A 17,700-nucleotide genomic window follows, 5' to 3' on the forward strand; every position below is an offset into this window, starting at 1 on the left:
TGATGAATCAAGCAACTGACCGCTACGCCCAACGGGGCGTTTCTGCCTCTAAGGAAGACGTTCACAACGCAATTGCCAATCTTGATAAAGGCCTTTTTCCGAAAGCATTCTGCAAAATTGTACCCGATGTTCTCGCCAGTGATCCGGAGTACTGTACCATTATGCACGCCGACGGGGCTGGCACTAAGTCTTCGCTGGCCTATCTCTACTGGCGCGAAACAGGCGACTTATCGGTCTGGCGCGGCATTGCACAGGATGCGGTAGTGATGAATACCGATGATCTGATTTGTGTGGGCGCTACCGGTCCCATGCTGCTGTCGTCTACCATTGGCCGTAACAAGAATCTGATACCGGGCGAGGTCATTGCCGAAATCATCAACGGCACGGAAGAGGTGCTGGACATGCTGCGTCAGCACGGCATTGACATTTACAGCACCGGGGGCGAAACTGCCGATGTGGGTGATCTGGTCCGGACTGTAATTGTGGATAGTACGGTGATTGCCCGGATGCGTCGTGCCGATGTCATCAGCAATGACCGTATTCAGGCCGGAGACGTAATTGTCGGGTTAGCTTCGTTCGGTCAGGCTACCTATGAGACGAGTTACAATGGGGGGATGGGCAGTAATGGTCTCACTTCTGCACGCCACGACGTGCTGGCCCACTACCTTGCCGGAAAATATCCCGAAAGCTTCGACCCCGCCGTTGACCGCAGCCTGATTTACAGCGGCTCTAAACAGCTGACGGAGTTGGCGGAGGGAACATCTGTGGATGTCGGTAAGCTCATTCTCTCCCCTACCCGTACTTACGCGCCTATTGCCAAAGCGCTGCTAGCAGAGCTGCGTCCGCACATCCACGGCATGGTTCATTGCAGCGGTGGGGCCCAGACCAAAGTGCTGCACTTTATTGACAACCTGCACGTCATCAAAGACAATCTGTTCCCGATTCCGCCCCTGTTCCGGCTCATTCAGGAGGAGAGCGGTACCAGTTGGTCCGAAATGTACAAGGTCTTTAACATGGGGCACCGGCTGGAAATCTACCTTTCCGAAGAACAGGCCCAGCGGGTGATTGATATTGCCGGTCAGTTTGGGGTTGAAGGCCGGATTATAGGCCGTGTGGAGACTTTTATTGGTAAGCAGGTGACAATCAGCTCAAATGAAGGAAGTTTCAAATTTAATTAGGTTTTAAAAGCTTTATAACTAGCCTTTAACGATAGGCACATATTATCATTTGAAATTGCAACGGTAAAAGATTATCAATCACTTACGGCTGCAAACAAGCTGATCATATGGCAATACGGCTCTACCTCCTTGCATATCTTTACTGTTTAACCAACCTCATTTACGGGCAGAACACTTATTTTCAACAGGATTTTTCTTCCAGTAGTAACACTGCCAGTTATACCAGTGCAACACCAACTATTGGCCAATTCACCTCAATAGGCGGTTCTACATCAAGCAGCCTAACTGTTGGTATTAATGAAGGCACATTGGAAATTAACCGTCCTATCGACAACACGGCCCGGGGATATGCTACCAGAATTTTTGATTTTACACCTGAACCAACATCCCTGTATGTTCAATTCGACTTCCATCTGGTATCCCATAATCCAAGTATAGGTTCTGGCAACGCTATCAAGTTTTACGTAGGTTCAGACTTTAGCAACGGTGTTCAAAATCCTACGAATGGTGAAACCTACGCCCGTTTTGGTATAAACTTCTCACCAACAACCCCGGGTAACTTTTCCATGAATCCCTATCCTTCCGGTGGCGGAACTGTCAGCCCGCTCGTTTTTTCTGGTATACATCGGATCACGTTTATCGTAAATAAAAACAGTAGTTCACTCTATTACCGCACTCCTCTGGACCAATTGGAGCAACAACCGATTAACACGTACGACCTCTGGGTGGGTAATACGAAAGTGTTTGATAACCAAGCTATCATTACTTCCTCTCAGCGTCTAACTGATTTCAGAATTGTGTTTGACAATGGCGTTGGTACAGTACGGTTTGACAACTTCCTCATTCGGGATATTGCCGGCGTACTGCCCGTTAAGCTGCTCACCTTCCAGGCTAAACAGCAGGGCGAACAGGTAAACCTTTCGTGGACAACGGCCTGGGAAAAAGATGCGTCTCACTTTGTGGTGGAACGTAGTCATGAAAATCTCAGCAGCTTTGTGCCAATCGGAGAAGTAAAGGCGAAGGGCAACACAGACCAGCGCAACACCTATTTGTTTGTTGACCAGCGACCGCTGGCCGGCATTAGCTATTATCGACTAAAACAAGTTGACGTCGACCAGAAAACCGAACAGTCCAAAGCCGTTTCGGTAACCATGGATTACAGCAGCCCTTCGCTGGACATTCTCGGCAACCCGATTCAAGGTAATGTCGTTCGATTTATGGTACGCCACATTTCCGAAGCCAGGTACCGCCTTTTGTCGCCAATCGGCAATGACATTCCGTTTCAGATACTGCCTCAAGGCGACGGTACGATTCAACTCACTCCACTATTTTCTCTGCCTGCTGGTGTATATACCCTTCAGGTCATTGGTGAAGATGCGCAACTCTCGCAGAAGCTTCTGGTACAGTGAGGCTTACTTGATTTAAACCGCCATCTTCACAGCTAAGGCAACAATAACAGAATTAGTGTATTTTTGTTGTAAGTAAACATTTCAGTGCAAAGCCATATGCCGGGCTATCAGGAATATATCACGTTAAATCCGAATATTCGTTTTGGTAAACCTTGTATCAAAAATACGCGTATTGCGGTTCAGGACATCCTCAACTGGCTGGCTTCAGGAATGACCTACGAAGAAATCATTGAAGACTTTCCTGAGCTTTCTGTTGAAGCCATACGGGCCGCCCTGGCTTTTGCCGCAGATACAGAGCGACGAACCAAGCTTATTTCTGCCTGATGCGAATCTTGCTGGACGCAAATCTCTCATACCGTTTAGTGAAAAAGTTGAGCGGAATGTTTCCCGATTGCCTGCACGTCTCCCGCACCGGATTACCAATTCCCATAGAAGACAAACAGATTTGGGATTGGGCACGCGCAAACCATTACCTGATTATTACTAACGACGAAGATTTTTATCATTTTGCGGCTCAGTACAGCTTTCCACCCAAGGTTGTGCTGCTACGTATGGGCAACCAATCAACACGAGCTATCGCTGAAGTTCTGATGAAGCACCTTGCCGAGATCGATCGCCTTAATGATTCAAATGAGTACGGATTGCTCGAGATTTTTTAATTTTATTATCAAAAGCCTCCCTCTCAAAGCATACTTGAGCCCAGAAGAAGGAGGCTTTTGATAATTTTTTCGTTACACCAACGCCAACTCTTCTTCCCCAGCCGCTACCGGCTTCAACTCAACCTTCGGCGGCAGCAGCTTATACAACACCGGTGTCACAATGCGCGACAGCAGCGTTGAGCTAATCAAACCGCCAATGAGCACCAGCGCGAGCGGAGAATACAGCGGGTTACCTTCTACTGCCAGCGGAATCAGTCCCCCAATAGCCGTCAGCGAGGTCAGCACAATGGGCACAAAACGAATCTCACCGGCTTCCTGAATGGCTTCCAGCAGCGGTACCCCTTCGGCCCGGAGCTGGTTGGTGAAATCGACCAGCAGAATCGAGTTCTTCACCTCTATACCGATCAGGGCGATCAGGCCGATGATGGCGACGAACGAGAATGGATTGCCCGACAGCAACAGCGCGGCAATAGCCCCGATAATACCCAAGGGAATCACCGACAGGACAATCAGCGAGCTCTTGAACGTACCAAACTCCAGAACCAGCACCGCCAGAAAACCGAAGGCCGTGATCAAAATGATGGTACCCAGCCCGCCGAACGACTTCTCCCGACTCTCCAGTTCACCGGCTGCCTTGTACGAGAAGCCCTGCGGAAACTTCATCACGCTCAGTTTCTTCAGTACGTCGTTGTAGACGTTGTCGACCAGATACCCGCTCCTGACAAAGCCGGTTACCGTTACATAGCGATCTTTGTCGTAATGCCGGATCTGGTTAGTACTGGTTTCAAACTGCAAGTCGGCAATCTGGCGGAGCGGCACGGCTCCGCCGGTAAGCGTGTTAATGTACAGGCTGTTCAAAACCTGCTGTTCGGCAACTTTGCCTTTGGGTATGGTCACGTTGATGGCGTAATCATCGCCGTTCTGATCCTTAAACGTACCAACATTCAACCCCGCAATGGCCAGGCGAATGGTCCGGTTGATGTCGGCCACGGACATACCGAGCAGCCCGGCTTTTTCTTTATTGATTTTAATGCGCAGATCTGTTTTGCGGTTGGCCAGCGGGTTATTAACGTAGATCAGACCGGGCGTACTTTTTAATACCGTCTCCACACGAGCAGCCATCGTCCGTAAGGTATCCAGGTTCTCACCAAATATCCGAATGGCAACCGGTGCTTCCTGGTCGGGCCCCTGCTCAAAATCTTTTACTTCGATTTTGGCGTTCGGATACGATTTGAACTTGTCGCGAAACTTGTCGATCAACTCCCGCTTATGCGCTGGCGGCATATCTTCCAACTGCACAAAGAATTGAGAGAAGTTGGTCGATTCGCTGCGCTGGATCACGTTGTAGTAAATCCGAGGGTTACCCTTACCCACATTGGTCGTAAAATACCGGATCTCTGGCTCGCGGCCCAATACGCTCTCCACGTACCGCGCTACCCGGTTGGTCTCCTGCAAACTGGTCCCGTCGGGGGTTTCAATATTGATCAGGAACTGCGGTTTCTCCGAGGCCGGGAACAGAGCGAAGCCCACTTTCGGAATCAGCGACAGGGCACCGGCGAAGATACCCAAGGCGACAACCAGCGTAAGGGCCGGGTGCCGCAGCGCCCAGTGCAGCAGGCGGGTGTAGGAACCGCTGATAACCTTTTTCATAGCGCGCAGGAAAATATTCCCCTCCGGGTTATGTGATTCTTTCAGCAGACGGCTCGATAGGAACGGTACGATGGTCAGCGACACCAGCAGCGAAGCCAGAATAGTTGTTACCACGGCCGTCGGCAGGGAGCGGATGAAATCGCCGGACGCTTCCGGTAGGAACATCAAGGGCAAAAACGCCAGCACCAGCGTAACCGTACAACCAATTACCGCCAGGGTAATCTGCTTAGTGGCCCGGATGGCGGCCTCGCGCTTCGAATACCCCTCGCGCAGATAGCGTTCAATATTCTCAACCACTACAATCGAGTCATCGACCAGAATACCCAGTGCGACAATCAGACCCACAATACTCAACTGATTGATGCTAAAACCTAGCGCATCAAGCAGGCCCAGACCTATCGCCAGCGACAACGGTATAGAAATCATCACCACCAGCGCGGCCCGGAAACCCAGCGGCAGCAGCGTTAGCGATACCAGCAGAATGGCAATACCGAAGTCTTTGGCAAATCGATCCAATCGCTTGCTCACGCTGGCAGCCTGATCAAAATTTTTCACCAGCTTAATGTGGGGCGGCAGCGTCTTGCTGAACTCCTCAATCACCGGATTAAGCTGCTGGCCTACCTTGTCAATATTCTCACCCATCTTCTGCCCGGCCGTCACCAATACGGCCCGGTGCCCATTCAGCCGGGTAATGTAGGTCTCTTCTTCGTAATTGTAATCCACATCGGCAATGTCGCGCAGGTAAATAATCTTCTGGCCATTGGTGTACACGATGGTATTCCGGATCTCGTCCAGTGACTGGTAATCACCGCTGGTTTTAACGTTGAATTTCCGGTTACCTGCCTGAATACTACCGCCCGGAATATTCAGGTTTTCGGCCTGTAAGGCCACAAGCACCCGATTGGCGGGGATTCCTTCGTGCGCCATCTTCTCCAGATTCAGCGAAATTCGAACAACACTAGCCGGGTAGCCCCAGTCCCGGGCGTTTTTCAGGCTTGTAATCTTCTCCAGCCGCTTCTTCAAGCCGTCGGCATAATCGCCTAGCTCTTTGTTCGAGGCCACTTCAGAGACCAAAGCTACCTGCACAATGTTGACATCGGTCGGGCTGAATTTCTGGATCTTGATATCGAAAATATCCTGGGGCAGTTCGGCTCGGAGCGCGTTCACTTCGCGCACAATTTCCTGGTATTTCTCGTCCGGATCCTGGTCATAATCGTATTCAATGCGGAGCACCGCCAGGCCGTCGTCTACATTCGAGATGACGTGCTTGATGTTGTCCAGTTCGTTGAACTTCTTCTCGGCCGGGTCTACTACGAGCTCTTCCATATCCATAGCGTCGGTACCCGGATAAACGATGACAACGGCGAACGACGGCGCGGTGAATTCAGGGTCTTCGCCACGGGGCATGTTCAGCAGCGAATTCACGCCCAGCGCTACCACCGCAACGAACATCACCAGCATAAACTGCCAGTTCTTGACGGAAAATTCGGATAAGTTCATGACAGGTACCGGTTAGTGTAGAACGACAGTTGAGTTTTCGGTGAGGTACGCGGAGCCGGCCGTAACAACCGACGTCTTACCATCTATACCACCGGTGACGAGGACGGTAGCCCCGTCGATGAAGCCAATCTGTATGGGTAATTTGCGAACGTGCTTTTTGTCATCGGCCAGTACGTACACGAAGGCGTCTTTGCCGTTACCCTCCACAATAGCTTCAATAGGCACTACCGTGTAGGAGCGGCTTTGGGCGGGTTGCAGCTTTACTTTGGCGAACAGGCCGGGCGCAAACCGGGCGGCCCCCGGATTAATGCGGACTTCTATCTCATAGAGCTTGTTCATCGGATCAGCAGCCTGAGCCAATTTACTGACGATACCACTAAACGTTTGATCGGGGTAGGCGTCAAGGTTGACACTGGCCCGGTCACCGGGCTTCAGCCGGGCCCAGTCTTTGTCGGATACGCCCACGCGAACAACCCAGTCGGATTTCCGGTTTGACGAGATCATGAATACCGGGGAGCCGGCTGACGCCAGTTCGCCTTCGTTCATCAGCTTACGGGTAACAGTGCCGTCGACGGTGGAGTGTATCTGCGCGTAGCTGCGGTTAAACTGCGCAATGGTCAGGTTCTGCTTCGCTACATTGTTGCCAGTAGTGGCGTTTTGCAACTGCTCCAGGGTAGCAGCTGTATCGGCGTAAAGAGCTTTTACCCGGGCCAGGTCGCGATCCGCCTTTTCGGTAGCAAACTGCGCCTGCCCTACCTGCGCGTTAATTTCCGTTAGGTCGAGTGTTGCCAGCACCTGCCCCTTCCGCACAAATTGTCCTTCACTGACGTATATTTTATTAATAATTCCGCCAATCTTGAAAGACAAACGCGCTTCCTCAGAAGAGGAGACCAGGCCGGATACTATAACCGGCTCCGACCGCACTACCGACGAAACAGGAGCCAGCTTCACCGGCACGGCCGCGTCCACGGGGCCCGCATCTTCCGATTGAATAGCAGTGGTTGTCGTGTTGGCAGATTCCTCAGCCTTGGTCCCACACGCCCATAGCGCTGTGGCAAGCAACAATGATGTGAATAGGGGTATAATTTTCATGATCGTACAGTTTTCGTTATCTATTTTTCATTATTGAATAGCCGTTACCCGGTCCAGTGCCGCCTTCTTCACCAGCACATCGTAGCGCGAAAGCGATTGCTGGAGTTGACTGGTCAGCCGGTCGTTCTGCGCTTTCAGGTACTCCACTAGCAGGGCCTGGCCGTTGCGGTATTTGCTGTCGATCAGCCGGAAGGTCTGCTCGGCATTCACAACACTGCTCTGGGTAGCGCTCAGGCTCTCTTTAGCAGCATCCAGATCATAGTAAGCCTGCACCACCTGTAGCTGAATCTGCTTCTGGACTTCGGAGATTTTGGTTTGCAGCAGATCGGTCTGAATCTTTGCCTGCTGGATTTTCGAACGCTTTTCGTAACCCCGGAACAAGTCCCACTGCAGGCCTATTTGCCCTACCACATAGGCCTGATTGCGAAACGTGTAGCCAAAACCCTGAAAGCCGGTATTACCACCGATGTATATATTGGGAATCCGGGCACTAGCCGTATTCAGCTTAACCGCATTCTGAGCGGCCCGCAGCGAACTGCTCAGTTGAACCAGTTCCTGCCGGTTCCGTACCGCCGTTTGCTGCAGGTCGGCCACCGGAAAACCGTCGGCCAGCGCTGCGGTACGGCTCAGGGTAGTGTCCACGAGAATATCGGCGGTTAGTTCGCGGTTGAGCAGGAAATTGAAATAAGCTTTGGCCGATTCACGGTTCTTTTCAGCCACGGCCATCTGCTGGTCGAGCTTACTGACTTCGTAGCGGGCAGCGGTCACTACATCTTTGGTCGCGACATTATTGGTAACCAGCTTCTCATTTAACCGGGTCAGTTCCCGCAGCACGTTGCGCGAATTTTCGTAAATCCGAATCGCGTCCAGCGTTTGCAGGTATTGGTAGTACGCCGATGCAATGGTATAGCGGAGTTCGTTCTCAACTACCCGCTTTCGCGCTTCCTGTCCGGAAATCAGGTCTTTCTGAATCAGGTAATTGTAGTGAATGTCGGTGTTAAAGACGGCGTACTGTACACTCAGCTTTGTGTCGTGGAAGTTGTTCGGGGCCAGCAGTTCGTTGACGTTCGGGATATTGGTCGGGAACCGCTCCGCCCCGGTAATCTGATTCAGCGTTGCATATACAGGATTCAGCATATCGCCCACCGGAAACTGGAGCCGACGTCCACCGGCCGCCAGCGAATAGGTGGGGTTAAATGCCACTTTAGGATAAAACAGCGCCTTCGCCTGATTCAGCGACTCTGTTACCCGACTCAGTTCGAGGGATTCCTGCTTCAGCGCCAGATTGCTTTGCAGTCCTTCCTGAATGTACGTGTTCAGGATTGGAGACGGTTGGGCGATGCTCAAAATAGGCACCGCCGTAATTAACCATAGCAGGGTATTTGTTTTCAAACTCATAACCAAAGTTAATTTAGTGAACAGTGTTTAGTGGATAGCAAAATTTTTTAAAGACCTTTTCGAATGGTATCTGAAAAAAGCTCAAAAGCCTCCTGCATCAGTTTTCCGCGCCGTTCTTCGCTAAAGATCATCATACGCTTGCGCAGAAACAGCGCCGACAATCCATGTACCATGCTCCAGATCATCAGAGAAGCCCGCTCTGCATCCTGGTGCTTAAATACCCCGGCATCAATACACTGCTGGACTACCTGCACCAACATATTGAATGCGATCCTGCCCTCGTCCCAGACATCTTCACGACATTCCAGTGTCTCCAATGGCGCGGTCATGATAAACATCAGGTCGAACATCTCCGGATTTTCAAATGCATAATGGATGTACTGTTGCCCCATCCTGACCAGCCGCTCAAACGGGTCATCAACGGTGAATACGGGTTTAAACTTCTCTATCAGTTTTCCAAAAGCCTCTTGATGCAGCGCATATAGTAAATCGTTCTTGTCTTTATAATATAGGTATATGGTGGCCGGACTGTATTCAATAGCATCGGCAATGTTGCGTATACTGACCTTCTCGTACCCGTTTGCCAGAAACAGGTGCCGCGCAGCCTCTAAAATCATTTTACGCATTTCGGCTCTCTCCCGCTCTTTCCGTTCTGTAATTCCCATAGCAATGTTGATCAACAGCACAAACTTACTAAACAGTGTTTATAAAGCAAGCGTTGTTTACCAAAACGTATTATTTAAAGGATTAGCCGGTAAGAATAGAGGTTAAACTGTACTGATAACTTCCAGTCTAATTATTGATCAGTAAGCTTTATTTGTCAATAGGTCCTGATATGATTCAGGCAGAGGTAACCTTTACACTTCATCGCGCTGATTTGGCAGTTCAACCGGAAGTTTTGCTCAATAGATTAAATTCCGCTCGGAAAACAGCTCTTTCCTGCTCAATTTTACAGCATCAGGCCTTGCCAGACGTACCTCATGAGCAGAATCAGCCTCCGTCCTGACGGCGCTCATGCGGCAGTCGCAGCAGACCCGCTAATTTCACACCATCATTGAAAGCGAATATGAAGACGGTATTATATCCAACAGATTGTTCTATAGAGTCGGCCCGTGCGCTGAAAGAGTGGTTGTCGCGTCAGATTGGGGAGCCTGTAAACGTTACGATTGTCCAGCCTTATGACATTATGCCGGACGCTCCGCTAGCCAAAGCTTCGTTTAAAGAAGCTAAACAACTGGCCGATCAGCGACTCAGCCAATGGGTGCAGGCCGCGGGTATTGCCGGCAAGGCTACTATTGATGCGCGGTCAATTCTGGGCGGTGCCGAGGTGCTGATCAAATCATTCCTGGCTTTGTACCCGTATGACCTGCTTCTGGTCGACGAAAACGGCTTCGGCCTGACCAACGGCGTAACAGCCTTTTTGAACCAGACACTAACCAACCTGGAAATTACCGTCGAAACCGACTATGCGGTTCTGGAACAGGCTGCGTAAGGCCGCACTGTTTCCAACCACCTTCCTCTCATAAATATCTCCTGAAGCCACCTAAACCTTAGGGGTTTAGCGTTGTCTAACTGACAACAGGGGAAAATTACCGGATCAGCCGAAACTCCTGCGTGGGTTTCGGCTGATTGTGTTTCAACAAGATATGATCTCCCTGACCGTTAAAATCTTATGAAGCTGGCTGTAGCCATTGTATTGCTCGGTTTCGGGCTAACCACCCCCACCACTGCCCAATCTGTACAGGTAGTCAAGTTTGACACTTTGCAGCAATTACTGAACCGTCCCACCGATACCACCTATGTCATCAATTTCTGGGCTACCTGGTGTAAACCCTGCGTATCGGAGCTGCAGCATTTTGAGCAGTTGTCGCAAGACGTTCAACTGCAAAACGTGAAGGTGCTGCTGGTGAGTATGGATTTCGCTAAAGATCTGGTAAACCGGGTGCAGCCGTTTCTGCTCCGCAAAGAGATAACCGTTCCGGTATGGCTGCTGGACGATACGAATTACAACAGTTGGATCGATCGTATCGACGACAGCTGGACGGGCGCTATTCCCGCTACGCTGATGATTAATCCGCTAACCCGGAAGAAAAAATTCTTTGAGCAGGAGTTCACGTACGAAGCTTTATATGACGAAGTGTCAGAATTCGATTAATGTTCCATCTTTTTTCTTACATTTATTAACCAAGAACAAACGCAAACTCATGAGAAATACATATATAGTGGGTTTGATTGCTATACTGGCGGTATTGATTGCGTCAACGAGCCATCAGACCCGCGCTCAGTCACCAAAAGGCTATTCCGTAGGTGAAGCGATTGCCAGCTTTAGCCTGAAAAACGTGGATGGCCGGATGATCGGTCCGGCTAATTACCAGGGGCAGAAGGGCCTCATCGTGGTCTTCTCCAGCAACCATTGTCCGTTTTCAAAAGCCTACGAGGATCGGGTTCAGGAGTTGAACCGTAGGTACTCATCGCAGGGGTTTCCCGTTGTTGCCATAATGCCCAATGATCCGTCGGCTTATGAGGAGGACTCTTATGAGCAGATGAAAACCCGCGCCAGCGAGAAAAACTTTTCGTATCCCTACCTGCTGGACGAAAGTCAGTCAGTTGCCAAAGCCTTTGGGGCGTCCCGGACCCCACACGTTTATGTGCTGAAGCGCTCGGGCGACCGCTTCACGGTGGAGTATATCGGGGCCATTGACGACAACCCCCAGGATGCCTCCGGTGTGCAGCGCCGGTATGTGGAAGAAGCCGTGAACAATTTGCTCGCGGGCAGACCGGTTGCGGTTACGACCACCAAAGCCATTGGCTGTGCCATCAAATGGAAGAATATGTAATTGGCACAGAATTTGAACAGTAGCTGGTACAAACCAATTGTTTTACTACTACGTTATGAAAAAGGTACAAGTTGTTTTCAAGCAGTTCATGGGTATAGCCATTCTGGCAGGTACGCTGACGTTTATGCAAGCCTGCGATAATAATAAGAATGATGCCCGTACAGATGATGCGCTGGAGCAAACAGGTGATGCGATCGAAGCTGATGCTAAAGATGCCACAGATGAGGCCCGCACCGAAGCTGACCGGGCTGGTGACCGGATGGAACAAGGCGCTGAGAACACAGCTGCTGATTTCCGCCGGGAGCGTGACGAAGCCGTCAACGGTATCAACCGTCGGATGGGTGAACTGGATCGTGAAATTGACGAATTACAAGCTAAGATAAAGCGCGAAGGCCGCGAGGCTAAAGCAGAGTCCAAAGAGAAACTCGCTGGTTTGGAGGATGAGCGTCGTGAACTGAGAGATGATCTGAATAAAGCCAAGAATGCAACGGCAGATGCTTGGCAGGACGTGAAACGTGGTTTTAAGCGGGCCGGTCAAAGCATTGGTAATGCCCTGGACCGCGCCGGTGAAAAATTAGATGGTGATGGCAACCCCAATCGCTAAGGAATTTTAAACAGCCATTTTGCAGAGAGCCTCACTATCATATGATGGTGGGGCTTTTTCGTGCCGTTTTTGTAGCGGGTTTTCCACACTAAGGTATTATTCGGTAACGGCAGCATAGGTACGAGGAAATAACAGGAATCAGCTAAAACTAAGGTACCATCAGCCTGGTTACTCTTGTAAATAACCATAATGAAAGCTTCTGTAGTTACATTTACCATTCTTCGGTATCATTCGGGCCAGCAGTATCATGCGTTTGCCAATATTGGGCGATGGATGATGAAACCGTTTAGTGCCGGAGGGCTTCGGTTTCAGAAGATGATGGGCAGTGGGCGCGGCTTTGGTCTGATCCCCGATTTTTCCACCTATGTCTTTCTGGCCGTTTGGGACAACGAACAGGCAGCCCGGTCGTTCTTTCAGGCTGACCGGTGGCAGCAGTATAGCCGAAAGGCCGCACAAACCGGTACGCTCTGGATGGAGCCAATCAAATCACATGGTCAATGGAGCGGTGAAAACCCATTTGCACCTGAGCAAGCCCAGGTAATTACCCCCAATCTGCCGGTGGCGGTACTGACCCGCGCTACCATCCGAACCGGTGCCTTACTTGACTTCTGGCGACACGTACCACAGGCCCGCAGCCGATTAGGCGAGCAGCCGAACCTGCTATTCTCCATTGGCGTTGGCGAAAAACCCCTGGTACAGCAGTGTACCGTCAGCGTCTGGCGCAATGCAGCCGCTATCGACCAGTTTGCTTACCGCCAGAGCGGTCACAAAGAGATTGTCAAGGCTACCCGCCAGCGCCGGTGGTATACTGAAGAGTTGTTTGCCCGCTTCAGCGTGCGGAGCGCCGAAGGATCCATTTTTACAACCATTGACCAGCTGGTAAAGGCCGCTACCTTCCCTACCGGGACCACTCTGACTGAACAGTCAGCCGTTTCGGCACCAGACTCAAAATAGCTCCCGGCTTGCTTTCATGAGCCCTACAGCCCGCTTCAGGTATATTAAATAATGCTTAGCTTCTGGTTACCGCTTGTAATCCAGCAGGAAAAATTGTTATTTTGCGGGCTAAATTTCGTGTAAAACCGACATGTCGTTAATTAACAAAATCAGAGAGCGATCGGGTGTAGCGGTAGCTGTTATCGCGGTAAGTTTGATTCTGTTCATCGTAGGAGGAGATTTGCTGGGCGGCCAAAATACTTTATTCGGCGGCAATAGCCAGAAAGTAGGTGAAATTGATGGACAATCTATCGACTATCAGGACTTTAACCTTAAAGTAGACGAGCTGCGGGCTCAGTACGAGCAGCAAACCGGCCGGGCTCCGGCTGAGCAGGATATGGCTCAGATCAGAGAGCAGGCCTGGAATCAGTTCATCTTTGACATTGCCTACCGGGAGGAGTTTGAAAAGCTGGGCCTGACGGTAACCAGCGAAGAACTCGTGGATATGGTACAGGGTACCAACATCAGCCCGGAAGTTCGTCAGGCGTTTACCAATCCACAGACAGGCGTTTTCGACAAGAACCTCGTGGTTAACTACCTGAAAGGGCTCAACAATCTGCCTCCCCAGCAGAGATTGGCCTGGGCCAACTTTGAAAAGAACCTGGCATCGGGTCGTTTGCAGGAAAAATATGTAAACCTGATGCGCTTGTCGGTATTTACCACCACGGCCGAAGCTAAAAAGGAATACGAGGCTCAGAACACTAAGGCCGACGTAAAATTCCTCTTCGTTCCTTACTATACCATCAATGACACAACGGTGAAGGTCACCGACGCGCAACTGCAGGAGTACCTGAACAAGCACAAAGACGAGTATCCCGGTGCCGATACCCGGAGCATTCAGTATGTTACGTTCGCGGTGAATCCTTCTAAAGAAGATAGCGTAACCCTGTACAACCAGATCAAGTCGCTGGCCCGCGGCCTGGGCGCTGCACCGAACGACTCATCGTTTGCCCGCCTGAACAGCGATGTTCCCCTGCCCCTGTACATGACTGCTGGCGAAATGCCCGAGCAACTCCGCAACGCCATCCCGACCTTCTCGCCGGGTGGTATCTACGGGCCTTACAAAGAAGGCAATACGTATTTCATTTATAAGTATGGCGGCACCAAACGCGATACCAACTACACCGTTCGGGCCAGCCACATTCTGATTCGTCCGGCGGCCCAGACCGACTCGGCTAAAGCCCAGGCCCGGCGCCAGGCAGAAGCTCTGCTAACGCAAATTGTTGGTGGTGCCAGCTTTGAAGCCCTGGCCGCAGCTAATAGTGCCGACGGATCAGCGCAGAACGGCGGTGACCTGGGATACTTCAAGAACAATGGCCAGATGGTGAAGCCGTTTGAAGATGCCGTGTTTAACTTCGACGGTACGGGCGTTATTCCCCGGATTGTAGAGACCCAGTTTGGTTACCACATCCTGAAAGTAACGGAACCTAAAACAAACACCCTGTACCGCGTAGCGGCTATCGGTAAAACCATTACGCCAAGTCAGATCACCCGGGATGAAGCACTTCGCAGGGCCGACCAGTTTGCCGCCGAAACCAGCACCCGCGACGACTTCGACAAGAAGGTGAAAGAAGACCGTAACCTGATTGCCGCTACTGCCGAGCGGATTCCGGAAACGGCCAACAACATCAACGCCCTGACCGACGCCCGTCAGGTAATTCGCTGGGCGTTTGACGACAAAACGTCTGTTGGCGACGTATCCGAGCCGTTTGAAGTAGGTGATCAGTACGTTGTGGCTGTTATGATTGGCAAAACAAACAAGGACGACATAACAGTCGACGATTACCGCGCCGAACTGACAGCCAAGGTTCGTAATCAGCTGAAAGCCGAGCAGATCATGGCTAAACTAGGTAACGCCAATGGTAGCTTGGAAAGCATCGCTCAGAAATACGGTGCTGGTGCCATTGTTGAAACAGCCGAAAATGTGAACCTGGCGACTGGGTTCCTGCGCAGCGCGGGTGTTGACCCAACCGCGTTAGGCCGTGCCTTTGGCCTGAAAGCGGGTAAGCGGTCAAAGCCGTTTGCCGGTGAGAGTGGCGTATTGGTTGTAGAACCTCAGCAGATAACGCCGGCTCCGCCAATTGCCGACTACGCACAATACAAAAACCAGATTCAGCAAAATGTAGCCTCACGCACTGGTTTCTATATCAACGAAGCCATTAAAGAGGCCGCCAAAATTGAAGATCGCCGGGCTAAATTTTATTAATAGCCCATATCATACAACAAAAAAGCTCCCGACAAATCGGGAGCTTTTTTGTTGCCAGGTTTACATCAGCTCGTTAACCGCCAGCCAGGCCATCAGCCCGGCCCCTGTCTCCAGCGCCGATTCGTCAATGTCAAACGTAGGCGTATGCACACCGGAAATAATACCCCGCGCTTCGTTGCGGGTACCAAGCCGGTAGAAGCACGAGTCGACCACCTGCGAATAGAAGGCAAAATCTTCACCGGCCATCCAGAGGTCCAGATCAATGACGTTATCGGCCCCCATATAGGCTACGGTAGCGTCCCGCATCCGGCGGGTTAGTTCAGGGTGGTTCTTCAGGAACGGATAGCCCCGCACCACCTCAAATTCGCAACTTCCCCCCATCGCGTCGGCAATACCCTCAGCCATTTTCTTCATTCGGCGGAGTCCGTCTTCGCGCCATTCTTCGTCCATGCAGCGGAAGGTACCCTGAATCGTAACCTCATTGGGAATCACATTGGTTACGCCATCCGCAATAAACCGCCCGAACGACAATACCGACGGATTGGCCGGCTTCCGGTTCCGGCTGATGATCTGTTGCAGGGAGACAATGATGTGCGATGCTATGAGGACCGGATCGATCAACTGATCGGGCATAGCACCGTGCCCGCCTTTGCCTCTGACGGTCAGGTATAGCTCATCAGTACTGGCCATGTACATCCCTTCCCGGAAACCAATTTTACCCACCGGCACATTCGGCGCTACGTGCTGGCCCAGCATACTGGCCGGCGCCGGGTTCTCCAGTACACCCTCTTTAATCATCAGGGAAGCGCCACCGGGCGCTTTCTCCTCGGCCGGCTGGAATACCAGCTTTACGGTCCCTTCAAACTGGTCGCGTAGCCCGTTCAGGATGCGGGCGGTACCCAGCAGCGACGAGGTATGTACATCGTGTCCGCAGGCATGCATCACGCCCGCTATCTTTGATTTATAAGGCACCTCATTTGCTTCGTGAATCGGCAGGGCGTCCATATCAGCCCGTAGACCAACTACCCGGCTCTGCGGATTCCGCCCTTCGATGATCACTACGACGCCAGTATTGGCAACGCCCTCCTGCGGCTGCAAACCGATGGCCTTAAGTTCATCGGCCACAAAGCGGGCGGTGTTGTGTTCGTGAAATGACAATTCGGGATTGGCGTGGAGGTGCCGGCGGTTCGCCACTATATCCGGGGCGTACTGCCGGGCCAGTGATTGTATAGTTTCCTGTAGGCTCATAGTTCGTACCAGCATCCCTGCTGATTTATTTACCCGGCAAAAATAGCTGGTTTTTCGCGGGACTCTTTCTGCGGTCGCCCTTTTCGTTTGCAGAAACGGTAATAACCAGTTGGAGACTGGCGGAGATCTTACTCCCTGGCAGCCAATGCCTGGTAATCATCAATGACGTTTTTCAGGAAATCGCGGGCAGACAGGTCGGTCTGAATACCGGTTACGTCTTTAATACGCTGGGCCGTTCGTTCGGCCACCTCGTTGTTACCCCGGCGCACTGCCTCCCGCACAATCTGAATATCCCGGTCGGTGAGAAAACGCACTTCGGGGAACCGTACCGCATAGGTTTCGGGTAGCACCTGGTAGGTGATATCCTCCAGTGCTACTTTAGGCTTTGTTTTAACAACGGTAGTTCTGGCCGCCATATCCCCAAGTCGCTGCCCTTTTCCATTGGCAGCAATGGCAATAATGGCTACCAGTCCGCCAAACATCCGGGTATCAATCAGGCGGAGCAGCCAGCGGATCAGGTACCCCCCCAGACCCGGCTGTGAACCGTCGAGCATCACTACCCGGATATCCATGGCAATTTTCCCCAGCGACTGCCCGTTGAGCTGCCACTCGCAAATCAGGTCGTAAAACAGGATGGGCAACGTAACCAGGACTACATAAAATGTGCTCATATTCACGTTGAAGATGCTTACCGGCAAAAAAATGACCACTAACACCCAGCCGATAAATATCAGGTAGTCGATGAGCGTAGCCATAATGCGCTCCCCAACGCTGGCGGGTTCGTATTCGAGCAGTACGTTCTGGGAGGTATGAATGGCAACTGACATATCCCGCAAAAAATCTGATGGCAAATTGGGAAAAGACCCGTTTTAAATCAAAATTGGCAAAGCGAACTTAGCTATATTTGATAACATAGCGCGTTTCTC

The 17,700-nt window shown here is 51.4% G+C and carries 16 protein-coding genes; 10 read left to right on the forward strand and 6 right to left on the reverse strand.

The window, feature by feature from the left end; all coding sequences use genetic code 11:
- Positions 1–2 precede the first annotated feature (2 nt).
- From ABD949_RS15430 to ABD949_RS15445, 4 genes are all read left to right on the forward strand, one after another.
- Positions 3–1,178 carry an AIR synthase related protein gene (locus ABD949_RS15430; RefSeq protein ID WP_345244749.1) on the forward strand — a complete coding sequence of 392 codons (1,176 nt, stop codon included), beginning with the start codon at positions 3–5 and terminating at the stop codon, positions 1,176–1,178.
- A 107-nt stretch (positions 1,179–1,285) separates the two neighbouring features.
- Positions 1,286–2,587: a hypothetical protein gene (locus tag ABD949_RS15435; protein WP_345244750.1), complete on the forward strand. Its 1,302-nt coding sequence runs from the start codon at positions 1,286–1,288 to the stop codon at positions 2,585–2,587.
- Between the two features lie 96 nt (positions 2,588–2,683).
- Positions 2,684–2,911 carry a DUF433 domain-containing protein gene (locus ABD949_RS15440; protein ID WP_345244751.1) on the forward strand — a complete coding sequence of 76 codons (228 nt, stop codon included), beginning with the start codon at positions 2,684–2,686 and terminating at the stop codon, positions 2,909–2,911.
- Positions 2,911–3,246 carry a DUF5615 family PIN-like protein gene (locus tag ABD949_RS15445; protein ID WP_345244752.1) on the forward strand — a complete coding sequence of 112 codons (336 nt, stop codon included), beginning with the start codon at positions 2,911–2,913 and terminating at the stop codon, positions 3,244–3,246. The genes ABD949_RS15440 and ABD949_RS15445 overlap by 1 nt, the downstream gene beginning before the upstream one ends.
- A 72-nt stretch (positions 3,247–3,318) precedes the next feature.
- Here ABD949_RS15445 and ABD949_RS15450 read toward each other — a convergent pair whose 3' ends face one another.
- Genes ABD949_RS15450 through ABD949_RS15465 form a run of 4 tightly spaced genes read right to left on the reverse strand, consistent with a single transcriptional unit; the run spans position 3,319 to position 9,551 of the window.
- On the reverse strand, positions 3,319–6,396 hold the full coding sequence (locus ABD949_RS15450) for an efflux RND transporter permease subunit (RefSeq protein WP_345244753.1): 3,078 nt from the start codon (positions 6,394–6,396) through the stop codon (positions 3,319–3,321).
- Positions 6,397–6,408: 12 nt separating this feature from the next.
- Positions 6,409–7,488, reverse strand: coding sequence for an efflux RND transporter periplasmic adaptor subunit (locus tag ABD949_RS15455; protein ID WP_345244754.1), 1,080 nt, complete (start codon positions 7,486–7,488; stop codon positions 6,409–6,411).
- 30 nt (positions 7,489–7,518) lie between these two features.
- The gene (locus ABD949_RS15460; protein ID WP_345244755.1) at positions 7,519–8,886 is read right to left on the reverse strand and encodes a TolC family protein; all 1,368 of its coding nucleotides are present in this window, start codon (positions 8,884–8,886) and stop codon (positions 7,519–7,521) included.
- Between the two features lie 47 nt (positions 8,887–8,933).
- On the reverse strand, positions 8,934–9,551 hold the full coding sequence (locus ABD949_RS15465; protein ID WP_345244756.1) for a TetR/AcrR family transcriptional regulator: 618 nt from the start codon (positions 9,549–9,551) through the stop codon (positions 8,934–8,936).
- Between the two features lie 401 nt (positions 9,552–9,952).
- Between ABD949_RS15465 and ABD949_RS15470 the strand changes: the two genes are divergently transcribed.
- The 6 genes from ABD949_RS15470 (at position 9,953) to ABD949_RS15495 (ending at position 15,526) form a co-directional block, all read left to right on the forward strand.
- Positions 9,953–10,378 (forward strand): hypothetical protein, encoded by a 426-nt coding sequence (locus ABD949_RS15470; RefSeq protein WP_345244757.1) that lies wholly within the window; start codon positions 9,953–9,955, stop codon positions 10,376–10,378.
- Between the two features lie 180 nt (positions 10,379–10,558).
- Positions 10,559–11,041 (forward strand): TlpA disulfide reductase family protein, encoded by a 483-nt coding sequence (locus ABD949_RS15475; protein ID WP_345244758.1) that lies wholly within the window; start codon positions 10,559–10,561, stop codon positions 11,039–11,041.
- Between the two features lie 49 nt (positions 11,042–11,090).
- Positions 11,091–11,723: a thioredoxin family protein gene (locus tag ABD949_RS15480; protein WP_345244759.1), complete on the forward strand. Its 633-nt coding sequence runs from the start codon at positions 11,091–11,093 to the stop codon at positions 11,721–11,723.
- A 55-nt stretch (positions 11,724–11,778) separates the two neighbouring features.
- Positions 11,779–12,327: a sll1863 family stress response protein gene (locus ABD949_RS15485; protein WP_345244760.1), complete on the forward strand. Its 549-nt coding sequence runs from the start codon at positions 11,779–11,781 to the stop codon at positions 12,325–12,327.
- 189 nt (positions 12,328–12,516) lie between these two features.
- Positions 12,517–13,281, forward strand: a complete 765-nt coding sequence (locus ABD949_RS15490; RefSeq protein ID WP_345244761.1) for a DUF3291 domain-containing protein — start codon at positions 12,517–12,519, stop codon at positions 13,279–13,281.
- A gap of 130 nt (positions 13,282–13,411) precedes the next feature.
- Positions 13,412–15,526, forward strand: a complete 2,115-nt coding sequence (locus tag ABD949_RS15495; RefSeq protein ID WP_345244762.1) for a peptidylprolyl isomerase — start codon at positions 13,412–13,414, stop codon at positions 15,524–15,526.
- Between the two features lie 60 nt (positions 15,527–15,586).
- Here ABD949_RS15495 and ABD949_RS15500 read toward each other — a convergent pair whose 3' ends face one another.
- Together ABD949_RS15500 and ABD949_RS15505 are read right to left on the reverse strand one after the other, a co-directional pair.
- On the reverse strand, positions 15,587–16,789 hold the full coding sequence (locus ABD949_RS15500) for a M20 metallopeptidase family protein (RefSeq protein ID WP_345244763.1): 1,203 nt from the start codon (positions 16,787–16,789) through the stop codon (positions 15,587–15,589).
- Positions 16,790–16,902: 113 nt separating this feature from the next.
- Positions 16,903–17,601 (reverse strand): RDD family protein, encoded by a 699-nt coding sequence (locus ABD949_RS15505; RefSeq protein WP_345244764.1) that lies wholly within the window; start codon positions 17,599–17,601, stop codon positions 16,903–16,905.
- Positions 17,602–17,700: the final 99 nt, after the last annotated feature.

The sequence above is a fragment of the Nibrella saemangeumensis genome, assembly GCF_039541915.1.
GTDB classification, from domain to species: domain Bacteria; phylum Bacteroidota; class Bacteroidia; order Cytophagales; family Spirosomataceae; genus Nibrella; species Nibrella saemangeumensis.